Source organism: Rhodococcus sp. JS3073 (genome assembly GCF_026810085.1).
In the GTDB taxonomy this organism is placed as follows: domain Bacteria; phylum Actinomycetota; class Actinomycetes; order Mycobacteriales; family Mycobacteriaceae; genus Rhodococcus_F; species Rhodococcus_F wratislaviensis.
This window is the reverse complement of the sequence record NZ_CP113951.1, coordinates 5,811,035-5,827,210: the sequence shown is the minus strand read 5'-3', so window position 1 is coordinate 5,827,210 and position 16,176 is coordinate 5,811,035. Positions and strand designations below refer to the sequence as shown.

Sequence of the window (16,176 nt, the reverse complement as noted above, 5' to 3'; positions counted from 1 at the left end):
AACATGCAGCCAGGGGGGCCTCAGTCACATCCATGGAATCACCCGTGTCCGGGTGACGATCAGCCGCGGCTGAACGGCTGGGACGTGGCGGTGTCGGCGGCCGCGCTCGTCGTCGCGGTCGCCGTCGCCAGCATTTCCGCGGTCGCGGGGCTGTTCTGGCTGCTGTTCCTGGACTACTGCCCGCCCGAGACCTGCAGCGCCGAGAACGCGTGGATCGCGGTGTGCGTGGCGCTCGCGGTCGCCGCACTGGTGACCGTGATCGGCGGCGCGGTCACGATCGCACGCATCGCGCGGCGCACGATCGCGTGGCCGGTGGCATGTGGAACCCTGGCCCTCAGCGCAGGCGCGTGCGCGATCGGATTCGCCGGTTACGTCTCCGCGACGGGAATCTGAGCCGCCTCAGTTCACGTGATGGTGGTCGGTCCGGCTGATCGCGACAGCCGAGACGATCACCCCGACCACCACGCCGACGAGCGTGTCGACGACGCGGCTCACCGCGATGTCCGGTGCGACCGCCGACCCGAGTCCGGTGAGCAGCAGAGCCATGGGCGTGATGGCGACGGACGCGAACGCGTAGTTCTTGATGACCACAAGTTCGGTCACGGTCTGCAGCACCACGATGACCACGACGGTCTGCCAGTACCCCATCGCTGCGGCGATCAGTCCGGCGGCGAGGACCGCCCCTGCGACATTGCCGACGAGGCGTTGAATTCCCCGCTGCACGGTCTGACTGAAGTTGAAACCCTGCATCGCGGCCATCGCGCCCATCGACGCCCACAGCGGGTGCTCCAATCCCATTGCCACACAAATCCATCCGGCCAGCGCGGCCGCAGCGGCGATACGGGCCGCGTTGACGATCCCCTCCCGCGACCGCAGCGCCAGGCGACCGTCTGCGAAGAAGCCACCCGGCTTCGGCAGCACCGCGGGCTCCGCACCGAACGCCGAAAGGTCGCTGCGGCGCTTCACCTTACGAAGTTCGGACTCGTGATCGACGAGCGCACGCAGGGTGTCGTGGTCCCTCTCGTGCGCCCACCGATCGACCAGCGTGTCCGCTTCGGCGAGAAGCGCGAACAATTGGTGGGAGTGCCCGTCGCGGCCCCGTCCGCTGTGCGCGATCACGTCACGCGCGTTGTCGATGGCCTTGCGAGCGGACGCGATCGCGGAAGTGTCGTGTGCATGCTCCAGTTCCGCGGCCGCGGCCAGCGCCCGCGCCACCGCCAGCCGGGCGGGCCCGAGGGGAACGAACAGGCAGGGCGTCATGGCGGCGAGCCAGCCCACGACGACACCGACCGCAACGGCCACGACGGCCGGTCCGAGATCGGAGAAATGGGTTGCGTGTCCGACGGCCGCGGTCGCCGCGAAGATCAGGATGACAGGGCCGGGACCGGCGATACGGAACGCCGCCAGCAGCCACGCGGCGACCCCCGACGCCACGGACATGGCCGCTATCTGCAGCCAGAGCGGCAGTCCCGCGGCACCGAGGAGCGCTCCTCCGGCGACGAAGGCGATGAGTGCGACACCGACGAGACCCGCCTTGCGGGCGAGCCGGGGGTACGGCTCGTAGCGACCGAATGCGGCGGTCAGCGCACCGAGCGCCGCGAAGCCCGCGAGGTTGCCGTGCCCGAGAAGACCACCGATGACCAGCACCAGGGCAGTTGCCGCACCCACCCGCAGTGCGGGTGCAATGGTGGCATCCGCATTCCGGACCTCGAACGCACGACGCCACGTCGAGGGCGCCACCGAGTAGGCCAGCGCCCCACGGGAGTGATGGAGCCGGCTGAGGTCGGGTGCGTATCGAGTGGAAGCCTGCATGACCTCAGCGTACCGTATACTTCACTAGTAAAATAGTTCTGAATTAGTGTGAAGTTGGTCGCTACGATGGTTTTCATGAGCACTGCCCCACGTCCGGATGAGGACTTCACCGATCGCGTTCGACGCGAATGGGCCGAGACCCATCCCGAAGTGGACACGTCACCGATCGAAGTGATGGGCCGCATCACCCGGATCGGATCCCAGGCCCTGCAGCAACTCGACCGCGCCCTGGACGCGAGCGGGGTCTCGCGCGGCGAGTTCGACGTCCTGTGTGTACTCGCCCGCAGCGATCGGCCACTGCGGGCCAGCGAAGTCACCGCCGTGACGATGCTCAGCGGCGCATCCACCACCAAGCACGTCGACCGCCTGGCCCGACTGGGCCTCGTGGAACGACTGCCGTTCGAACGCGACGGGCGCGTCGTGCTACTCCATCTGACCGAGCCCGGGCGGCAACTCGTCGACACCGAGTTCCCGCAACGCGTCGAACGGGACCGGCAATTCCTCGCCGGACTCGACGAGGACGAATGCGCGGTGCTGGCCGGGCTGCTCCGGCGGATCGCCGCCAACGTCGAATCCGGGATTCGCCGGTAGCTCCCACCCTCAGGGAATGATCTTCCGGGCCCGAAGGTCGCGGAAGATATCGAGGAACATCCGCTCGGTCTCCACGTGTCGGTGGAAACCCAGCCGGCGCGCCTTGGAACCGTCGGCGATGACGTCGTAGTCCCAGCCGAAGACGAAATCGCCGAACGCCCACGACGAGACGTCCGAGTACGGCGTGGGTTCCAGTCCGTGCTTCGCGACGAGGCGGTCCCACACCGGCGCCTTGTCGGCCATGACGACGTCCATCGACATCGGCAGCGGCGGTGCGACGTCCAGTTCGAAGAAATCCGCGATCTTCGGCAGCATCTCGTCCCAGCGGAAAAGATCTCCGTTGTTGATGTTGAACGCCTGGTTGGCGCACTCGGGGGTGGTCGCGGCCCAGACGGTCGCCTCCGCCAGCAGCCCGGCGTCGGTCATCTCGATCAGACTCGTATACGCGCCGGGCTTCCCCGGAAACCGCAGCGGCACTCCGAGTTCCTTCGACATCGTGGCGTAGACGGCAATCACCAGTGCAAGATTCATCGGATTGCCGAGAGCGAATCCGCAGACGACCGAGGGGCGGATCGCGGACCACGTCCAGCGCTTGCCGCGCTGGCGGTCCTCGAGGAATTGCTGCTGGTCCACGTTGAACTCGGGCGGCATGTGCGGCGGGTCGCTCTCTCGCGCCGGCGTCTTGAACGGTCCGAGGTGGGCGCCGTAGACCTTGTAACCCTGCATCAGGCTGATGTGCTCGAGCCCCTCAGCCACGGGTTCGAGCGCGTTCACCGTGTTGACGAGCATCGCGACGTTGGGCGCGACGAGCTCCGCCCACGACGGACGGTCCTGGTAGGCGGCGTAGAAGATGTGGGTCACGTCGCGCAGTTCGGCCAGCTTCTCGGCGGCGTCGCGCTCGTCGAGCAGATCGACCGCGATGTGCCGCACCCGATCGGTGTCGGATCCGCCTCGGCGCGACAGTCCGACGACGTCCCACTCCCCGGTCGCCTCGAGGTGGTCGATCAGATTGCCGCCGATCACCCCGCGCGCACCGACGACCACTGCCACTCTGCGCTTGGCCATCACTCACTCCTATCGGTATATCGCGAAGTTGCGATATGTCGAGTGAACCATACATATCGGAAAATCGCGATATGGCGGTACGATAGGCCCGTGAGTGAACTTCCGGACTCCACCGACCTGGCCCTGGTCTTCAAAGCGCTGTCGAACCCGACCCGCGTGCGCATCCTGCAGTGGCTGAAAGACCCCGGCAGCTTTCCCCCACAGCTCGAACCCGCGGAAGAGGTAGGCGTGTGCCTGAAGCACATTCAGGCGAGGGCCGAGGTCTCCCAGTCGACGGCCTCGCAGTACATGGCCGCCCTACAGAGCGCCGGACTCGTCACCAGCCATCGGATCGGGCAGTGGACCCACTACCGCCGCGACGAAGACCGGATCGCCCGGCTGGCCGATCACATCCGCACCGAACTCTGAACGAATCAGGGCATCTCGACGGTTTCGGCGCGCGCGATCTCGTCGAGCGCCCGGCGGACGTACCCGTCGGCGGGAACCTCCGCCGCACTCAGCAGATCGGCGATCACCAAAATCGCGGCCTCCACGGCACGCTCCGGTCTGCGCGGGTTCTCCTCGACATCGGCCACGCCGAGTGCACCGGTCAGCACGGTGACCAGCGAATCGACGTCGACGGCCGGAAACCACAGAGCCGCCGCCCGCGCGCACCGGGTGAGAACGTCCTGCACGTCCTCACCCGTCAAACCGTCCGGGTGCAGCGTCTCGAGCAGTTCCCGGACCACTCCCGACAGCACCGCACCCACCTGCTCCGCGGGCAGGGCCGCCAGTTCCTCCGTCGCCTCGGTCAGCGCCGCCGCATCCGACGCACGCGCCGCGACGATGGCGGCATCGAGTGCTTCGGCGATGTCACGTGCGACAGCAGGCCAATGAGTGGGCCACATCCGGTAGATCCTCTTCTCGTCTTCGTCGAACCGAAGCTCACTGTGCCATGGGACACCGACAAGCGGCGCACTCAGTGCAGCCGCTCGATCAGCCGCAGCGCGTCGAACGGCGCGTACCCCTTCATGTCGTTGTCGAAGTACGCGAAACAGTCGAGGCCCTGCCCGAGCCACCGCTCGACCTTGCGGGCCCACTCGTCCAGCGCCTCGTCGGTGTAGCCACTGGCGTACAACTCCTTGTCGCCGTGCAACCGGGCGTAGACGAAATCGCTCGTCACCGCCTCCACGTACGGGAACCGGCCTGCCGTGTCGGCGACGACGAACGCGACGTCGTGCGCGCGGAGCAACTCCCTCGCCTCCTCCGTGTCGAAACTGGGGTGGCGGACCTCGAGCGCGTGGCGGACGGGACGAGCGGCATCCGTTTCGGTCCACGCCCTGTCGCCGGAGAGCTTGTCGTCGTGCCGAGAAGCGAGCGCCGCGGCGTCGGTGGTCGTCCGCGGCAACTGCTCGAAGAACGCCGCGAGACTCGTCGAATCGAACGCGAGCGTCGGGGGCAGTTGCCACAGCAGCGGTCCCAGCTTGGCGCCCAACGCGAGCACCCCGGATGCGAAGAAGTTCGCCAGCGCCGACTCGGCGCCGACCAGCCTCTTCATGTGCGTGATGTAGCGACCGCCCTTGACGGCGAACACGAAACCCTCCGGGGTCTCGTCACGCCACTTCGTATAGCTCGTCGGCCGCTGCAACGAATAAAAGGACCCGTTGATCTCGATCGACGTCAATCGCCCCGCGGCGTACGCCAACTCCTTGCGATGGGCCAGACCTTCCGGGTAGAAGTCGCCGCGCCAACCGGGATACGTCCAGCCGGAGATACCTACGCGGGCCTCGGCCATCTCACGACCCTAGCGCCGGAACCTATTGCATGTGGCCCGTCCCGGGAGAACCATGAGGGGACCCCACAATCGAGGAGGCACTGATGCCGAGATATCTCTGGCAGGTCACGTACTCACCCGAAGGCGCGAAGGGACTACTCGCCGAAGGCGGCACCGCACGACGCGACGCGATCACACAGATGGTCGAAAGCGTCGGGGGCACAGTCGAATCCTGCTACTTCGCGCTGGGTGGCCGGGATCTGTTCGTGATCGGTGACGTGCCGGACGACGTCGCGGCCGCCGCGCTCGGCATCCGCACCACCGCGTCCGGTGCGGCGAGGTCCGAATCGGTGGCGCTGCTGACGCCGGAGCAGGTGGACGACGCGGTGCGCCGGGACGCCGAGTACCGTGCGCCCGGCAGCTGATCGTCTACCCCTGCGGTAGCGAATATCGTTCTGCAGGATGATGTGCGGCGGCGGAATCGGCCGATAGCGTCGAGCCATGTCAACCGACCAGGCCAACTCGACGTCCGTGAACCCGTTCACCACCGAGTCCGTTCGCCGTGCCCTGTTCGCGCTCAGGGCCTTTCCTGCCGGCCTCGTCTCACTCGCCGCCGCGGCGACCGGACGGCACCGCCGGGCCGAGCGGTGGCAAATCGCTGCCGCCGACTCGAGCGCGCCGGCGCGGATCGACGTGCGGTCGCCGTCGTGGCTGCGCGTTGTCGCGCATTCGGTGCTGTCGCTCCTGGTTGGGATGGTGGCGTGGTTCGTCGCGTTTCTCGGTCTGATCGCCGCGGTCCGGGGCCTGTTCTACGGGCTGATCACCGACGGTTCCTACGAGTACAGCTGGGGTGGCCCGACGCTCGCCGGCGCCTGGCTGGTGCATCTCGTCCTCGGACTTTTGCTCGTGCCGGTTGTCCTGTGGATCCTGACGGCCATCGCGTCCCTACTGGCCGGACTCACCCGGCGTCTACTCGGCGACGGCGGTCCGGTGTGGGCCGTTCCCGTCGCGCTCGTGCTCGCCGCCGCGGGCGCGCTCCTGTTCCGCTCCTGGCTGCACCAGGCCTGAGACCACGTACTCGAGAACACCGGAATGAATGACCACGAGGGAAGGTTGCACGCCACATGACGGAGACCACAGCAGAAACCCCGCAGCTCGGACAGTTCGGCGTCTGGCGTCACGCAGGCGGATTGGCCCCCGAGGTGGGTGCGGCGATCGAATCGGCAGGCTACGGCGCGATCTGGATCGGCGGCTCCCCGCCTGCCGACCTCGACGTCGCCGAACGCCTCCTCGACGCGACATCCACCATCACCGTCGCGACCGGAATCGTGAACATCTGGACCGCGCCCGCCGACGAGATCGCGACCTCGTTCCACCGGCTCGACGCCCGTCATCCGGGGCGCTTCCTCCTCGGCATCGGTGTCGGCCATCCCGAGCAGCCCGGACTGAACTACAGCAAGCCGTACGCCGCCCTCGTGGAGTATCTCGACGCCCTCGACGCCGCCGGTGTCCCGGCGGGACGACTCGTCCTCGCCGCGCTCGGACCGAAGGTTCTCGAACTCTCCGCTGCCCGCGCCGCCGGCGCCCATCCGTACCTGACCACGCCGCAGCACACCCGTGAAGCGCGTGAGCTGCTCGGCCCCGGTCCGGTGATCGCACCGGAGCAGAAGGTCGTGCTGGACACCGATCCGGAACGCGCTCGCCCCATCGGACGTTCGGCCGTCGAGAATCCGTACCTGCACCTACGCAATTACGTCAACAACCTGAAACGGCTCGGGTACACCGACGAGCAAATCGCGAACGGCGGCAGCGACGATCTGATCGACGCGCTCGCCGCCCACGGTGACACGCAGTACGTCGCCGGCCGCCTCCGGGAACACCTGGACGCGGGCGCCGATCACGTCGCCATCCAGGTACTCCCGGCAGGCGAAGATCCGGTGCCTGCCCTGCGGGAACTCGCAGGCGCGCTGGGACTCTGAGTTCTGCTAACGAAATGTGTGATGGCGGGTACCGCATACTGAAAGGGGTTCGCCGAAACGGTCGGGGTATGGTCCCCTTCTGAACGGCAGGCAGGACTGAACGCAAGGTAGGAACTGTGCAAGAGCCAACGGCACGTCCGGTCGGCCCGTACGCTTCGGGGCCGCCACCTGCAGCCCTGACCGTGCACTCCGCGAGCCTCGACCATTTCCGCGCCGCGGAGTTGTGGCGGGCGCTGGTCATCGGCGTGGTCGTCGTCGCCTACACACTGTTCGCACTGGTCACCTGGCCCGTCCGACGTCGTGGCCGCACCCTTGCGGACGCGGCGTCGGAGGGCCTGGTCAACGGTTTCGAGGTGCTGGGTCCGACGTTCGTCAAGGTCGGGCAGCTGATGGCGTCGTCTTCCGGCGTGTTCCCCGCCCCGCTGGCCAACGCGTGTCTGCGATGTCTCGACGACGTGCCGCCGGTGCCCGCCGAGGAGGCCCGCCGGGTCATCGAAGCAGACCTGGGGCATCCCGTCGACGCACTGTTCGCGTCGTTCGACGACGTCCCCCTCGCCGCCGCCTCCGTCGCGCAGGTGCACGGCTGCGTTCTCCCCGACGGCAGGGAAGCCGTCATCAAGGTCCAACGCCCCGACATCTTCCGCCGCATGGTGGTGGACCTGCGCACCGCGTACTGGGGCGCACGGATCCTCGAGAAACTCTTCGAGTTCTTCCGCATCGCCAACGCCACCGCCATCATCCGCGACCTCCACGCGGCGACGATGACCGAACTCAACAGCGCGGTCGAGGCCGACCGGCAGGCCCGGTTCAGGACGAACATCGGGGCGTTCGGCGACAACAAGGGCGTCACCACCCCGGAGGTGTACTGGGACTACTGCGGTCCACACGTCATCTGCATGGAACGCATGTACGGGCTGCCACTCGACCGGTTCCCCGACCTCGTCCACATGGACACCCGGATGCTGATCCGCCGCGGCGTCAAGGTGTGGATCGAGTCCGTCATCCTCCACGGCCCGTTCCACGGCGACGTGCACGCGGGGAACCTGTGGGTCCTCGACGACGGACGCATCGCGATGCTCGACTTCGGCATCGTCGGTGAGCTCCCCGAGTCGTGGCGGCAGATCCTGCGCGACATGTTCTACGCCACCCTGATCGACGGCGACTTCTCCCGCATGGCCCGCGGAATCCGCAGCCTCGGCTATGCGACGGACAACGACGCCACCGACGACGAGATCGGCCTCCAGGTGGCCGCCGCCCTCGCGCCCCTGCTGGGCCGGGACCTCGGTGAACTGCGGCTCAGCGAACTCATCATGGCCCTGATCGGCATCGGCAAGAAATGGGGCGTCGCCAGCCCCGAGGAACTCGTCCTGTTCGGGAAGCAGCTCGGCTACTTCGAGCGGTACGCCACCGAACTCGCACCCGGCTGGGTGATCGGGCAGGACCTGTTCCTGTTCCGCAACGTCTTCCCGGACGCCGTCGCCGCGAAGGCCCTCGAACTCGGGGTCGAACTGCCCGACGAGTGACGCGTACTCGCGGCGAGAGATCTATTGCCCGGTCAAAGAATCCAGCACTGACGCCCGGTGGAGGGGGTGGTCCGGGAGCCGGTCGGGTGTGAGGATCCAGTCGTTGCCCGTCCACGGGTCGGAGACGGTGAGGACCCCCGACGTCGGAACCTGTTGCGCGATGCGTTCGAGTACCGCGACGCCCGGATCCGAATCCGCGGCGGCGCCGTCGCCGACGATGATCAGCGATGTACCGACCGCGGGGCCGTGATCGGCGAGGTGCACGATGCGCGCGGCGTCCTCGGCGCCGTACCCGTGTGGGAAGTCGCCCAGGATCACCAGCCGCGGCTCCGGCACGGTGTCGCGGATTCCGCTGCGGGCCGCCATTTCTGCGAGGTCGACGCTCTCGGACAGCGCGGTGAGGCGGGCGGTGATGTCGGAAGCCGAGGACACGACCGGCGCAGCCAGCAGTGCGCCGAGGGGTTCGGTGAATGTGCGCAGCGAGCCGCTGAGGTCGACCACCTCCAACCGTTGTGCCGCCCCAGGAGACGCGACCAGCATGCGCGCCGCCAGCGCCGCCACCACCGGTGCGGCTTCGGCCGGATCGCCGATGATCCACAGCGGACGCCCCACCGGGTAGTGGACACAGAACGGGACCCGCAGCTCACCGAGGTCGGGTGCGGACAACTCGCCGAGCCTGAGCCCGTCCGTCACTGCGCTGCCGGTGACCGGCTTCGTCCAGGCGGCGGATTCGAAGGTGGCCAGCGACCGCGGCAGCAGCGGATCGACGGCGCGGAGTTCGTCGGCCAGTTGAGAAGTCTCACCGTCGAATTTGCGCTGCGCCTCGGCGACGAGGGCATCGCATCGCTCCTGAGCCCTGGCCTGCGAGTGCACGACCGCCGGACTGTTGCGCGTGGACGGGTCGGCCACCGACTCGGACAGTTCGTCGTCCAGCCGCGCCTGCGCGTAGTCGCGCGAGGATCGGAACGAGGCCGCTGACCTGGCGGCGTCCTCGAAGATCATCCACGCCCTCTCGAACGAGTGGGCAGGGTCGAGCGGTATGCCCGCCGGACCGGGTATCGCCGGAATCTCCTGGACGACCGGGTCTGCGGGTTCGTCCACCTCGACGCCGTGCCTGGTGACGAGTTCGGCGAGGCCGCCGTCGTATCCCTGCCCGACGGCCCGCACCTTCCATTCGGTGCCGCGGCGGTAGATCTCGAGGCAGATCGCGGCCGCCTCGGAACCGACCAGCGGGACGCCGAAAACGACCAGGGCACGGTCATTTTCGTCGGTGAGTGTGGCCGACAGACCCTCTCGGGCCAGCGTCGACGAACCGTTCGGGGACGCCGGATCGGCACTGACCACGCAGAGCACGCCCGCCGCAGCGGCGTCCACCTCGTCCAGCCGCAGCCGGACCGTTCCGTCCGCGTCGAGTTCCACCCCGGCGGCGCGCCGCTGGTTGTAGAACACGAAGTGGTCCGAGGACAGCGCGCGGAGATCGCCGTCCACGATCAACGCGGAGACGTCGATCGGCGTCGCATCGACCGCGCGGAAACGCAGTACGCGCGACGGCAGCGGGGCGTTCTGCCCCGGAACGAGGTGGACTGTCACCGCCGCCCCTAGACGCCGAGGAAGCGGCCGAGTTGAGGCGCGGCCTCACCCGCGTGCTTGGCCTGAATGCCCTCACCGATGGCCTGCAGCTTCCACTCGCCGCCGACCCGGTATACCTTGGCCATCACCATTCCGGTGAACGGCATCCCGCCCTGCAGCGTGAACCGGGCGAGTTCGGCCGACGACGTGGTATCCACCAGGCGGCAGAAGGCGTTCTTCACCTGCTCGAACGTGTGCCCGCGGTACGACGTCACGATGAACACGATGGTCGAGATGTGCGGCGGAATGCGGGTGAGATCGACGAGGATCACCTCGTCGTCGCCGGCGCCCTCACCGGTGAGGTTGTCGCCCTGGTGCCGAATCGATCCGTCCTTCGACGCCAGCTGACCGTAGTAGGCGACGTCGACCATGTTGTTGTCCGCGAACAGGACCGCCGACGCATCGAGGTCGACGTTGGCGGAACGGTTTCCGAACATGCCGCGCTTCTCGATCGGGTCCCAGCCGAGTCCCATCTGGATGTACGTCAGCGCAACGCCACCGTCCTTGCGGAGCGTGACCTTCTGGCCCTTGGACAGGCTGACCGGTCGCGCCTTGGTGAGACTGACCTCGGCCGGAGCAGCGGGCGCGGGAGGTGCCGCGGGAGCCGGGGGTGCGGCGGGCGCGACCGGCGGCGGGTAGGCAGCCTGCGGTGCCGGTGCCGGTGCCGGTGCCGGTGCGGGAGCGGGAGCGGGCGGCTGCTGGACGGGAGCGGCGGCGGGTGCGGGAGCGTCGTCGACGGACACGCCGTGATCGGTGACGAGAGCGGCGAACCCGCCGGCGTAGCCCTGCCCGACGGCCCGCACCTTCCAGGCGCCCTGGCGGCGGTACAGCTCGAGCGCGATGACGATCGACTCGGAGTTCAGTCCCTCGATCTTGTACTCGTACAGCGAGTTTCCGGCGCCGTCGGCGATGCGGGCGGTCGGCGGCGCGGAGCGGCCGAAGTTACTGGTGGCGTCGTCGAGGGTGATGACCGCGCGCACCTGGGCGATGTCGGCAGGCACCGCGCCGAGCGACACCTTCAGCGAGGCCGCCTGTCCGGTGGCTCCGGGGACGAGCTGTACCCCGGGACCGGTCGGCTGGTTGAAGAAGACGAAGTCGGCGTCCGAGCGGACCTTCCCCGAGTCGGTGACGAGCAGCGCGGACAGGTCGGCGGCGGCCGTCAGTTCGAGGGAGACGATGACGTCGTCGACGCTCAGCGGGCCGTTCTGACCCTTGGCTAGCGGAGTGGACACTGCGGTGGTTCCTTCACTGTGGGAGCGTCGGGTTTGTCCCGTTTGGCCTGTTTGCCTACAACCTACAAAAGAGCGCCGACGGCCGTCGTCCCCGCACCCCGCGCGACGCAGTCCGCGAACCAGTGCAGGATCTCCTCACCAGCGGCGATACCGCTGCTACCGGTGACCGACAGGGTCGGGTGCTGCCAGTCGAGCGTTTCGAGTTCGCCGTGCCGGGGACGGATGGCGGCGTCGGCGGCACTGAGCATGTTGGCGTCGAGGGCCCCGTCCCCTGCCGCCAGCACGGGGGCTTCCGGCGCGAGCACTCCGTCGTCGACGAGCCTCGAACGGACCTCCGCGACGGCACGGCTCTTGCACACCGCGTCGGGCATCGTGTAGATCTTGCGGCCCTGCCGGGACGCCCCCCATCCCCGGTCCACGCACCAGTCGTTCCACTCCTCCACGAAGCCCACCGGCATCGCGTCGAGGTCCACGACCAGGTAGGAGAACAGTTCGTCGGCCACCCGGGACGAGCGGACCCAGCTGTCGTCGATCCGGCGGCTCAGCTCGGCGCCGACCTCCACCAGCGAGGCTCCACCGTCGGCCATCGCGATGTCGACACCCGACCGCCATCCGCTGTCGGGGACACCGTCGACGAGGATGTTCCCGCCGTTCGTCGTGATCGCGTACCGCCACGGCGCCCCCGGCAGGTCGATGCGCTGGAACTGCGCGACGGTGCGCGTGGTGGCGGGCACGACCACGGCGGACGCGGTGAGCTTCCGCAGCATCGCCTCGGCGGCCGACGTGACATAGGACAGCGGTTTGCCGTCGTACACCTCGACGCACAGCAGGTCCTCGTCGCCGGGCCGCTCGGCCACGTCGCTCTCGGTCACGGTGAGTTCCATGGCCCCGCGCGAATAGATCATGGTGCGGTCGAGGTCGGTCGCGATCAGCGCGGTCATGTCACATCCTTGATCAGGCCCATGCACGAATACGCCAGGGCGGGAACCTCTTCGACGGGGACCGAACGCGCGGCGGCGAGTAGCCGGATGTGCGCGTGCTCCGGCGCCTCGAGGTCGCGGACCAGCACCCGCCACGGCACCCGGCGCAGCAGCACCCGGGTGGTCTCGCCGACACCGGGCTTCACGAAGTTCACACTCGAGATGCCGTACTGCTCCCGGACCTCCTCGACGGACTTCCAGCCGTCCCAGGTGGGGGTGCGGTTCGACCGCAGCAAGTCCTGGACGTCGCCGGGAACGTGCTCGCGCACATCCCCGAAGGACGTGCTGACGGAATCGAGGAGGTGATTGGACACGTCCTCGCCGGCCAGGTGGGCGTAGAACTTGGCGCCGTGGAAGTCGCGGGGTCCGATCAGCGTGTCGTTGAGGACGGTCCGCGACACCAGACCCGACACGGTGGAGTTCAGGCACGCGGAGGCGATCAGGAAGTCGTCGCGGGTGCCGAACGTGCGGACGCAGTGCCCGGGATCGGCGAGGACGGCGAGGTCGTCGTCGAACTGGGCGCCACCGGCGTCGCGGTACTCGACGAGTGCCTGCGACAACTCGCGGGCGATGGCACCCTTGCCCGTCCAGCCGTCGACGAACACCACGTTCGCCGGGTCGTGATGCTGCGCGAGGTAGTCGAGCGCGACGGCGTCGATCCCCCGGTCGCGGACGATGGAGACGGCGTAGTGCGGCAGCGTCAACCCGTGGACGTCGCGCGCCCAGCGGCGCATGAGCACACCCACCGGGGTTCCCGCCCGCGCCAGCGACACGAGTGTGACGTCGCGGCCCCGCTCGGCCAGCACGAGGTCGGTGACCGTCCCCACGGCGCGTGCCAGCCGGATGGAGCTGTCCTGCAGAACCTTCTCGAACAGCTCGCGATACTCCGCGTCGGGCTGGTACTCGATGGGCAGCGTCTCCGCGTAGTGGGCCTCGCCCGACTGGATGCGGTGCTCCCGCTCGGCGACATCGGCTTCGAGGTCCACGTGCGACAGGTCTGTGAGCAGCCAGCCCACCTCGTCGGCCGTGTACGAACCGAACGCCGGGCCGGTCAGCGGCGCCGTCACGTCGGCGCTCCCGGCCGGGTCGTCTTCGGCGCCGCCGTCGCGGCTCGGGCGGCGCGCAGCGACAGCGGGTCGAAGCCGGACACGACGGCCAGGAGCACATCCGTTCCCGACGCGGTGAGCACGTCGAGGAGTCCGCCTGCTGCCGTGAGCCGCTCGGTGTCGGCCGCGGCGTCGATCACCGCGATCACGACAGCGTCCTCGTCCGGCCACTGTGCGTTGTAGACGAAACGCGGCTGCTGTTCACCGTTCTCGGGTGCCGTGAACCGGAATCCGCGGCGCAGCGGGTATCCCGGCCGGTCGAGCACGTAGGCGGGTGACCGCGTCGTCGTCTGGAATCGAACCCGGAAGCCGGACGTGGCGAGCGCGTCCGCGAGTCGCAGCGGGAGGTACATCAGCTCTTCGTGTCCGACGACGATCACCGGGCGCTGCGGGTCGAGTCGGTTGAGGAGCACCGCGGCCGCCGACGTGACGGCCGCATCGAACTCCTCGGTGTCGTCCCGCAGGAACCCGTGCCGACCACCTTCCGGAACCGTTGCGGGCCACGGTATGTCGGCGCGCTCGACGGTCCCGGTCCGCTCACCGACGGGGTTGAGCACCGGTTCGGGAAGGGCACCGACCGAGTCGATCAGTCCGCCGGGAAGCTCGGTGCGACCCACCGCCAGACTCACGCTGTCGATCTGCACACCCAGTTCGGCGGCCGCGGCGTCGACGGCGTCCCGGTGACCCTGCTCGCGCATGTCGACGAGCGAGGCCACGACGTAACGGCTGCGCGGATTCTGCCGGTGGAGCGCGCGGATCGCGTCGACCGCAGTGGCGCCGGTGGAAATCTCGTCGTCCACGAGGACGAGTGGACGATCGCCCGTGAACAACTCGACGGACGTCGGCTGCAACTGGTGACTGGTCGCGTGCGAGTGCCCCTCCTCGAACCCGGCGGACGTTCCGATCTCGGGGACGTCCCGCCGCGTGGAGTGCAGGTAACACCGGGCGCGCAGCCGGGCCGCGACACAATGCCCCAGACCTGTTGCGGTCTCCGCGAATCCGAGCACGACGGGATCTGCATCCGGCCCGAGAACGTCGGCGACCAGATCGCCGAGGCGGTCGCCCGCGCCGATCACGGCACCCGGGTCGGTGGGCACGTGCTTACCGAGGACCGTCGAGACGAGCAGGTGGGCGCGGCGCGGGTTGCGACGCAGGCCGGGCTCGACGAGTTCGGGGATGGTCAGCCCCGTCTCCGAACCCACGTGGGCGAGCGTCAGCCCCAGATGTTCCGTGGCCCAGGGCACCGCGCGCACGGCGGTGGGTGAGCTCATCGGACGGCCAGTGCGGTCAGAAGATCCACGAACGTGATTCCCTCGTTTGTCACGCCGAACACCTTCGCCCGGACGAGTGTCTTCTCGGCCCAGCTGCGGTGCGGGCGCATTTCGTTCATCTTGTTGCGATAGCCCGACGCCTGGACGCCACCGACGCTCTCGGCGCCGAGAATGTCGAGCGCATCGTGATACTCCTCGTGCGTCACCGCGGACAGGGCGTGTACGGCCGCGACGTGCGTCGGGTGGATGACCGTCTTCCCCTGGATGCCGTTGGCACGGTCGAGGGCGATCTCCCGCAGCAGGCCGTCCAGATCCCGGCTGACCAGCTGCTGACGGAACCGCACCTCGTTGTGTTCCTCGAACGGCGTGGCGCGCAGGGTCGGCCGGAACATCCGCTCGTGGTCGGCGAAGTACTCCCACACCGGACCGGTGATGACGTGTCCGGTGTCGTCGGCCCGGCCCAGGAAGTTGACGATGCCGGCAATCGCGTCCGCGACCACCCGCACGTCGTAGATCGTCAGGTCGCGGTCGCGGCGGATGCCGAACGTGGCACACATGTCGGTGGCGCCGATGCGCACGGCGAGGATCCGCTCGCGGTGCTCGACGAGCAGTTCGCCGATCTTCGCGAGTTCGTCGTCGCGGGTCTCCCGGTGCACCAGTGCCGGCGATTCGAGCACCGGCATCGCGTACAGGTGCTTGCCGAGCCGCTCCGACGCTGCGGCCAGCTCGTCGAGGAAGGCACGTCCCGTCGCACTACCGAACTTCGGAATCACGAATCCGGACAACACCTCGACGCCGGTGGTCAGCAGGTCGGCGATTCGCCGAAGGTCCTCGGCGGCCCGTACCCGGACGAACAACTGCATCCGCGCACCACCGTGGACCGCGAGCCGATCGAGCGCGTCGACGGCGTTGAGCAGCGCCGCTTCCACCTGGTCGTCGGCCACCGCGTCCTCGAGGTCCAGGACCATCGAGCACACACCGTCACCGGACCTGCGGAGGATGGTGTCCGCGAGGTCGGACCTCGTCGCAGGCACGTACAGCGTCGCGCCCAGCGCGACGGCCAGCACCGTTCGATCCTCGTCGGGCCCGAGAGCCTGCGGAGCGTGCAGGAACAGCCGGCCGTGCGTCTCGGGATCGAGGTGGTGGAAGTGCCGCACATGCCGCACCGCCGCCGTCTCACCTGGCGGCACCGCCGCCGACATGATCTCTTCGCTAATGCTCATCGTCCCCCCGTG

The 16,176-nt window shown here is 68.6% G+C and carries 17 protein-coding genes; 7 read left to right on the top strand and 10 right to left on the bottom strand.

Going from position 1 to position 16,176, the window contains the following annotated elements; translation table 11 throughout:
• Positions 1 to 3 precede the first annotated feature (3 nt).
• On the top strand, positions 4 to 393 hold the full coding sequence (locus tag OYT95_RS26375; RefSeq protein WP_235214669.1) for a hypothetical protein: 390 nt from the start codon (positions 4 to 6) through the stop codon (positions 391 to 393).
• Between the two features lie 6 nt (positions 394 to 399).
• Here OYT95_RS26375 and OYT95_RS26370 read toward each other — a convergent pair whose 3' ends face one another.
• Positions 400 to 1,812: an FUSC family protein gene (locus OYT95_RS26370; RefSeq protein ID WP_037225842.1), complete on the bottom strand. Its 1,413-nt coding sequence runs from the start codon at positions 1,810 to 1,812 to the stop codon at positions 400 to 402.
• Positions 1,813 to 1,878: 66 nt separating this feature from the next.
• Between OYT95_RS26370 and OYT95_RS26365 the strand changes: the two genes are divergently transcribed.
• Positions 1,879 to 2,403, top strand: a complete 525-nt coding sequence (locus tag OYT95_RS26365; protein ID WP_268792278.1) for a MarR family winged helix-turn-helix transcriptional regulator — start codon at positions 1,879 to 1,881, stop codon at positions 2,401 to 2,403.
• 9 nt (positions 2,404 to 2,412) lie between these two features.
• On the opposite strand, the gene OYT95_RS26360 is transcribed toward OYT95_RS26365, so the two are convergent.
• The gene (locus OYT95_RS26360; protein WP_442972523.1) at positions 2,413 to 3,468 is read right to left on the bottom strand and encodes an SDR family oxidoreductase; all 1,056 of its coding nucleotides are present in this window, start codon (positions 3,466 to 3,468) and stop codon (positions 2,413 to 2,415) included.
• A gap of 90 nt (positions 3,469 to 3,558) precedes the next feature.
• Between OYT95_RS26360 and OYT95_RS26355 the strand changes: the two genes are divergently transcribed.
• The gene (locus OYT95_RS26355) at positions 3,559 to 3,876 is read left to right on the top strand and encodes an ArsR/SmtB family transcription factor (RefSeq protein WP_037225846.1); all 318 of its coding nucleotides are present in this window, start codon (positions 3,559 to 3,561) and stop codon (positions 3,874 to 3,876) included.
• Between the two features lie 5 nt (positions 3,877 to 3,881).
• On the opposite strand, the gene OYT95_RS26350 is transcribed toward OYT95_RS26355, so the two are convergent.
• Positions 3,882 to 4,355 (bottom strand): hypothetical protein, encoded by a 474-nt coding sequence (locus tag OYT95_RS26350; protein WP_112300039.1) that lies wholly within the window; start codon positions 4,353 to 4,355, stop codon positions 3,882 to 3,884.
• A gap of 71 nt (positions 4,356 to 4,426) precedes the next feature.
• On the bottom strand, positions 4,427 to 5,242 hold the full coding sequence (locus tag OYT95_RS26345; protein WP_268789556.1) for a DUF72 domain-containing protein: 816 nt from the start codon (positions 5,240 to 5,242) through the stop codon (positions 4,427 to 4,429).
• A gap of 83 nt (positions 5,243 to 5,325) precedes the next feature.
• Here OYT95_RS26345 and OYT95_RS26340 point away from each other — a divergent pair, with 83 nt between their 5' ends.
• The 4 genes from OYT95_RS26340 (at position 5,326) to OYT95_RS26325 (ending at position 8,723) form a co-directional block, all read left to right on the top strand.
• Positions 5,326 to 5,646, top strand: coding sequence for a GYD domain-containing protein (locus tag OYT95_RS26340; RefSeq protein WP_005251258.1), 321 nt, complete (start codon positions 5,326 to 5,328; stop codon positions 5,644 to 5,646).
• A gap of 76 nt (positions 5,647 to 5,722) precedes the next feature.
• Positions 5,723 to 6,289 (top strand): hypothetical protein, encoded by a 567-nt coding sequence (locus OYT95_RS26335; RefSeq protein WP_268789555.1) that lies wholly within the window; start codon positions 5,723 to 5,725, stop codon positions 6,287 to 6,289.
• A gap of 56 nt (positions 6,290 to 6,345) precedes the next feature.
• Complete coding sequence (locus tag OYT95_RS26330; RefSeq protein ID WP_268789554.1) at positions 6,346 to 7,200, top strand: LLM class F420-dependent oxidoreductase; 855 nt, start codon at positions 6,346 to 6,348, stop codon at positions 7,198 to 7,200.
• Positions 7,201 to 7,316: 116 nt separating this feature from the next.
• Positions 7,317 to 8,723: an ABC1 kinase family protein gene (locus OYT95_RS26325; protein WP_268789553.1), complete on the top strand. Its 1,407-nt coding sequence runs from the start codon at positions 7,317 to 7,319 to the stop codon at positions 8,721 to 8,723.
• A 21-nt stretch (positions 8,724 to 8,744) separates the two neighbouring features.
• On the opposite strand, the gene OYT95_RS26320 is transcribed toward OYT95_RS26325, so the two are convergent.
• From OYT95_RS26320 to OYT95_RS26295, 6 genes are all read right to left on the bottom strand, one after another.
• The gene (locus OYT95_RS26320) at positions 8,745 to 10,313 is read right to left on the bottom strand and encodes a TerD family protein (RefSeq protein ID WP_268789552.1); all 1,569 of its coding nucleotides are present in this window, start codon (positions 10,311 to 10,313) and stop codon (positions 8,745 to 8,747) included.
• 8 nt (positions 10,314 to 10,321) lie between these two features.
• Positions 10,322 to 11,584, bottom strand: coding sequence for a TerD family protein (locus OYT95_RS26315; RefSeq protein ID WP_268789551.1), 1,263 nt, complete (start codon positions 11,582 to 11,584; stop codon positions 10,322 to 10,324).
• A 62-nt stretch (positions 11,585 to 11,646) separates the two neighbouring features.
• Positions 11,647 to 12,525: an HAD family hydrolase gene (locus tag OYT95_RS26310; RefSeq protein WP_268789550.1), complete on the bottom strand. Its 879-nt coding sequence runs from the start codon at positions 12,523 to 12,525 to the stop codon at positions 11,647 to 11,649.
• The gene (locus OYT95_RS26305) at positions 12,522 to 13,631 is read right to left on the bottom strand and encodes a cysteine protease StiP family protein (protein ID WP_268789549.1); all 1,110 of its coding nucleotides are present in this window, start codon (positions 13,629 to 13,631) and stop codon (positions 12,522 to 12,524) included. Before OYT95_RS26305 ends, OYT95_RS26310 begins: the two co-directional genes overlap by 4 nt.
• Positions 13,628 to 14,941 (bottom strand): phosphoribosyltransferase family protein, encoded by a 1,314-nt coding sequence (locus tag OYT95_RS26300; RefSeq protein WP_268789548.1) that lies wholly within the window; start codon positions 14,939 to 14,941, stop codon positions 13,628 to 13,630. The genes OYT95_RS26305 and OYT95_RS26300 overlap by 4 nt, the downstream gene beginning before the upstream one ends.
• The gene (locus OYT95_RS26295) at positions 14,938 to 16,164 is read right to left on the bottom strand and encodes an HpcH/HpaI aldolase/citrate lyase family protein (protein WP_081792170.1); all 1,227 of its coding nucleotides are present in this window, start codon (positions 16,162 to 16,164) and stop codon (positions 14,938 to 14,940) included. The genes OYT95_RS26300 and OYT95_RS26295 overlap by 4 nt, the downstream gene beginning before the upstream one ends.
• Between the last annotated feature and the right edge of the window lie 12 nt (positions 16,165 to 16,176).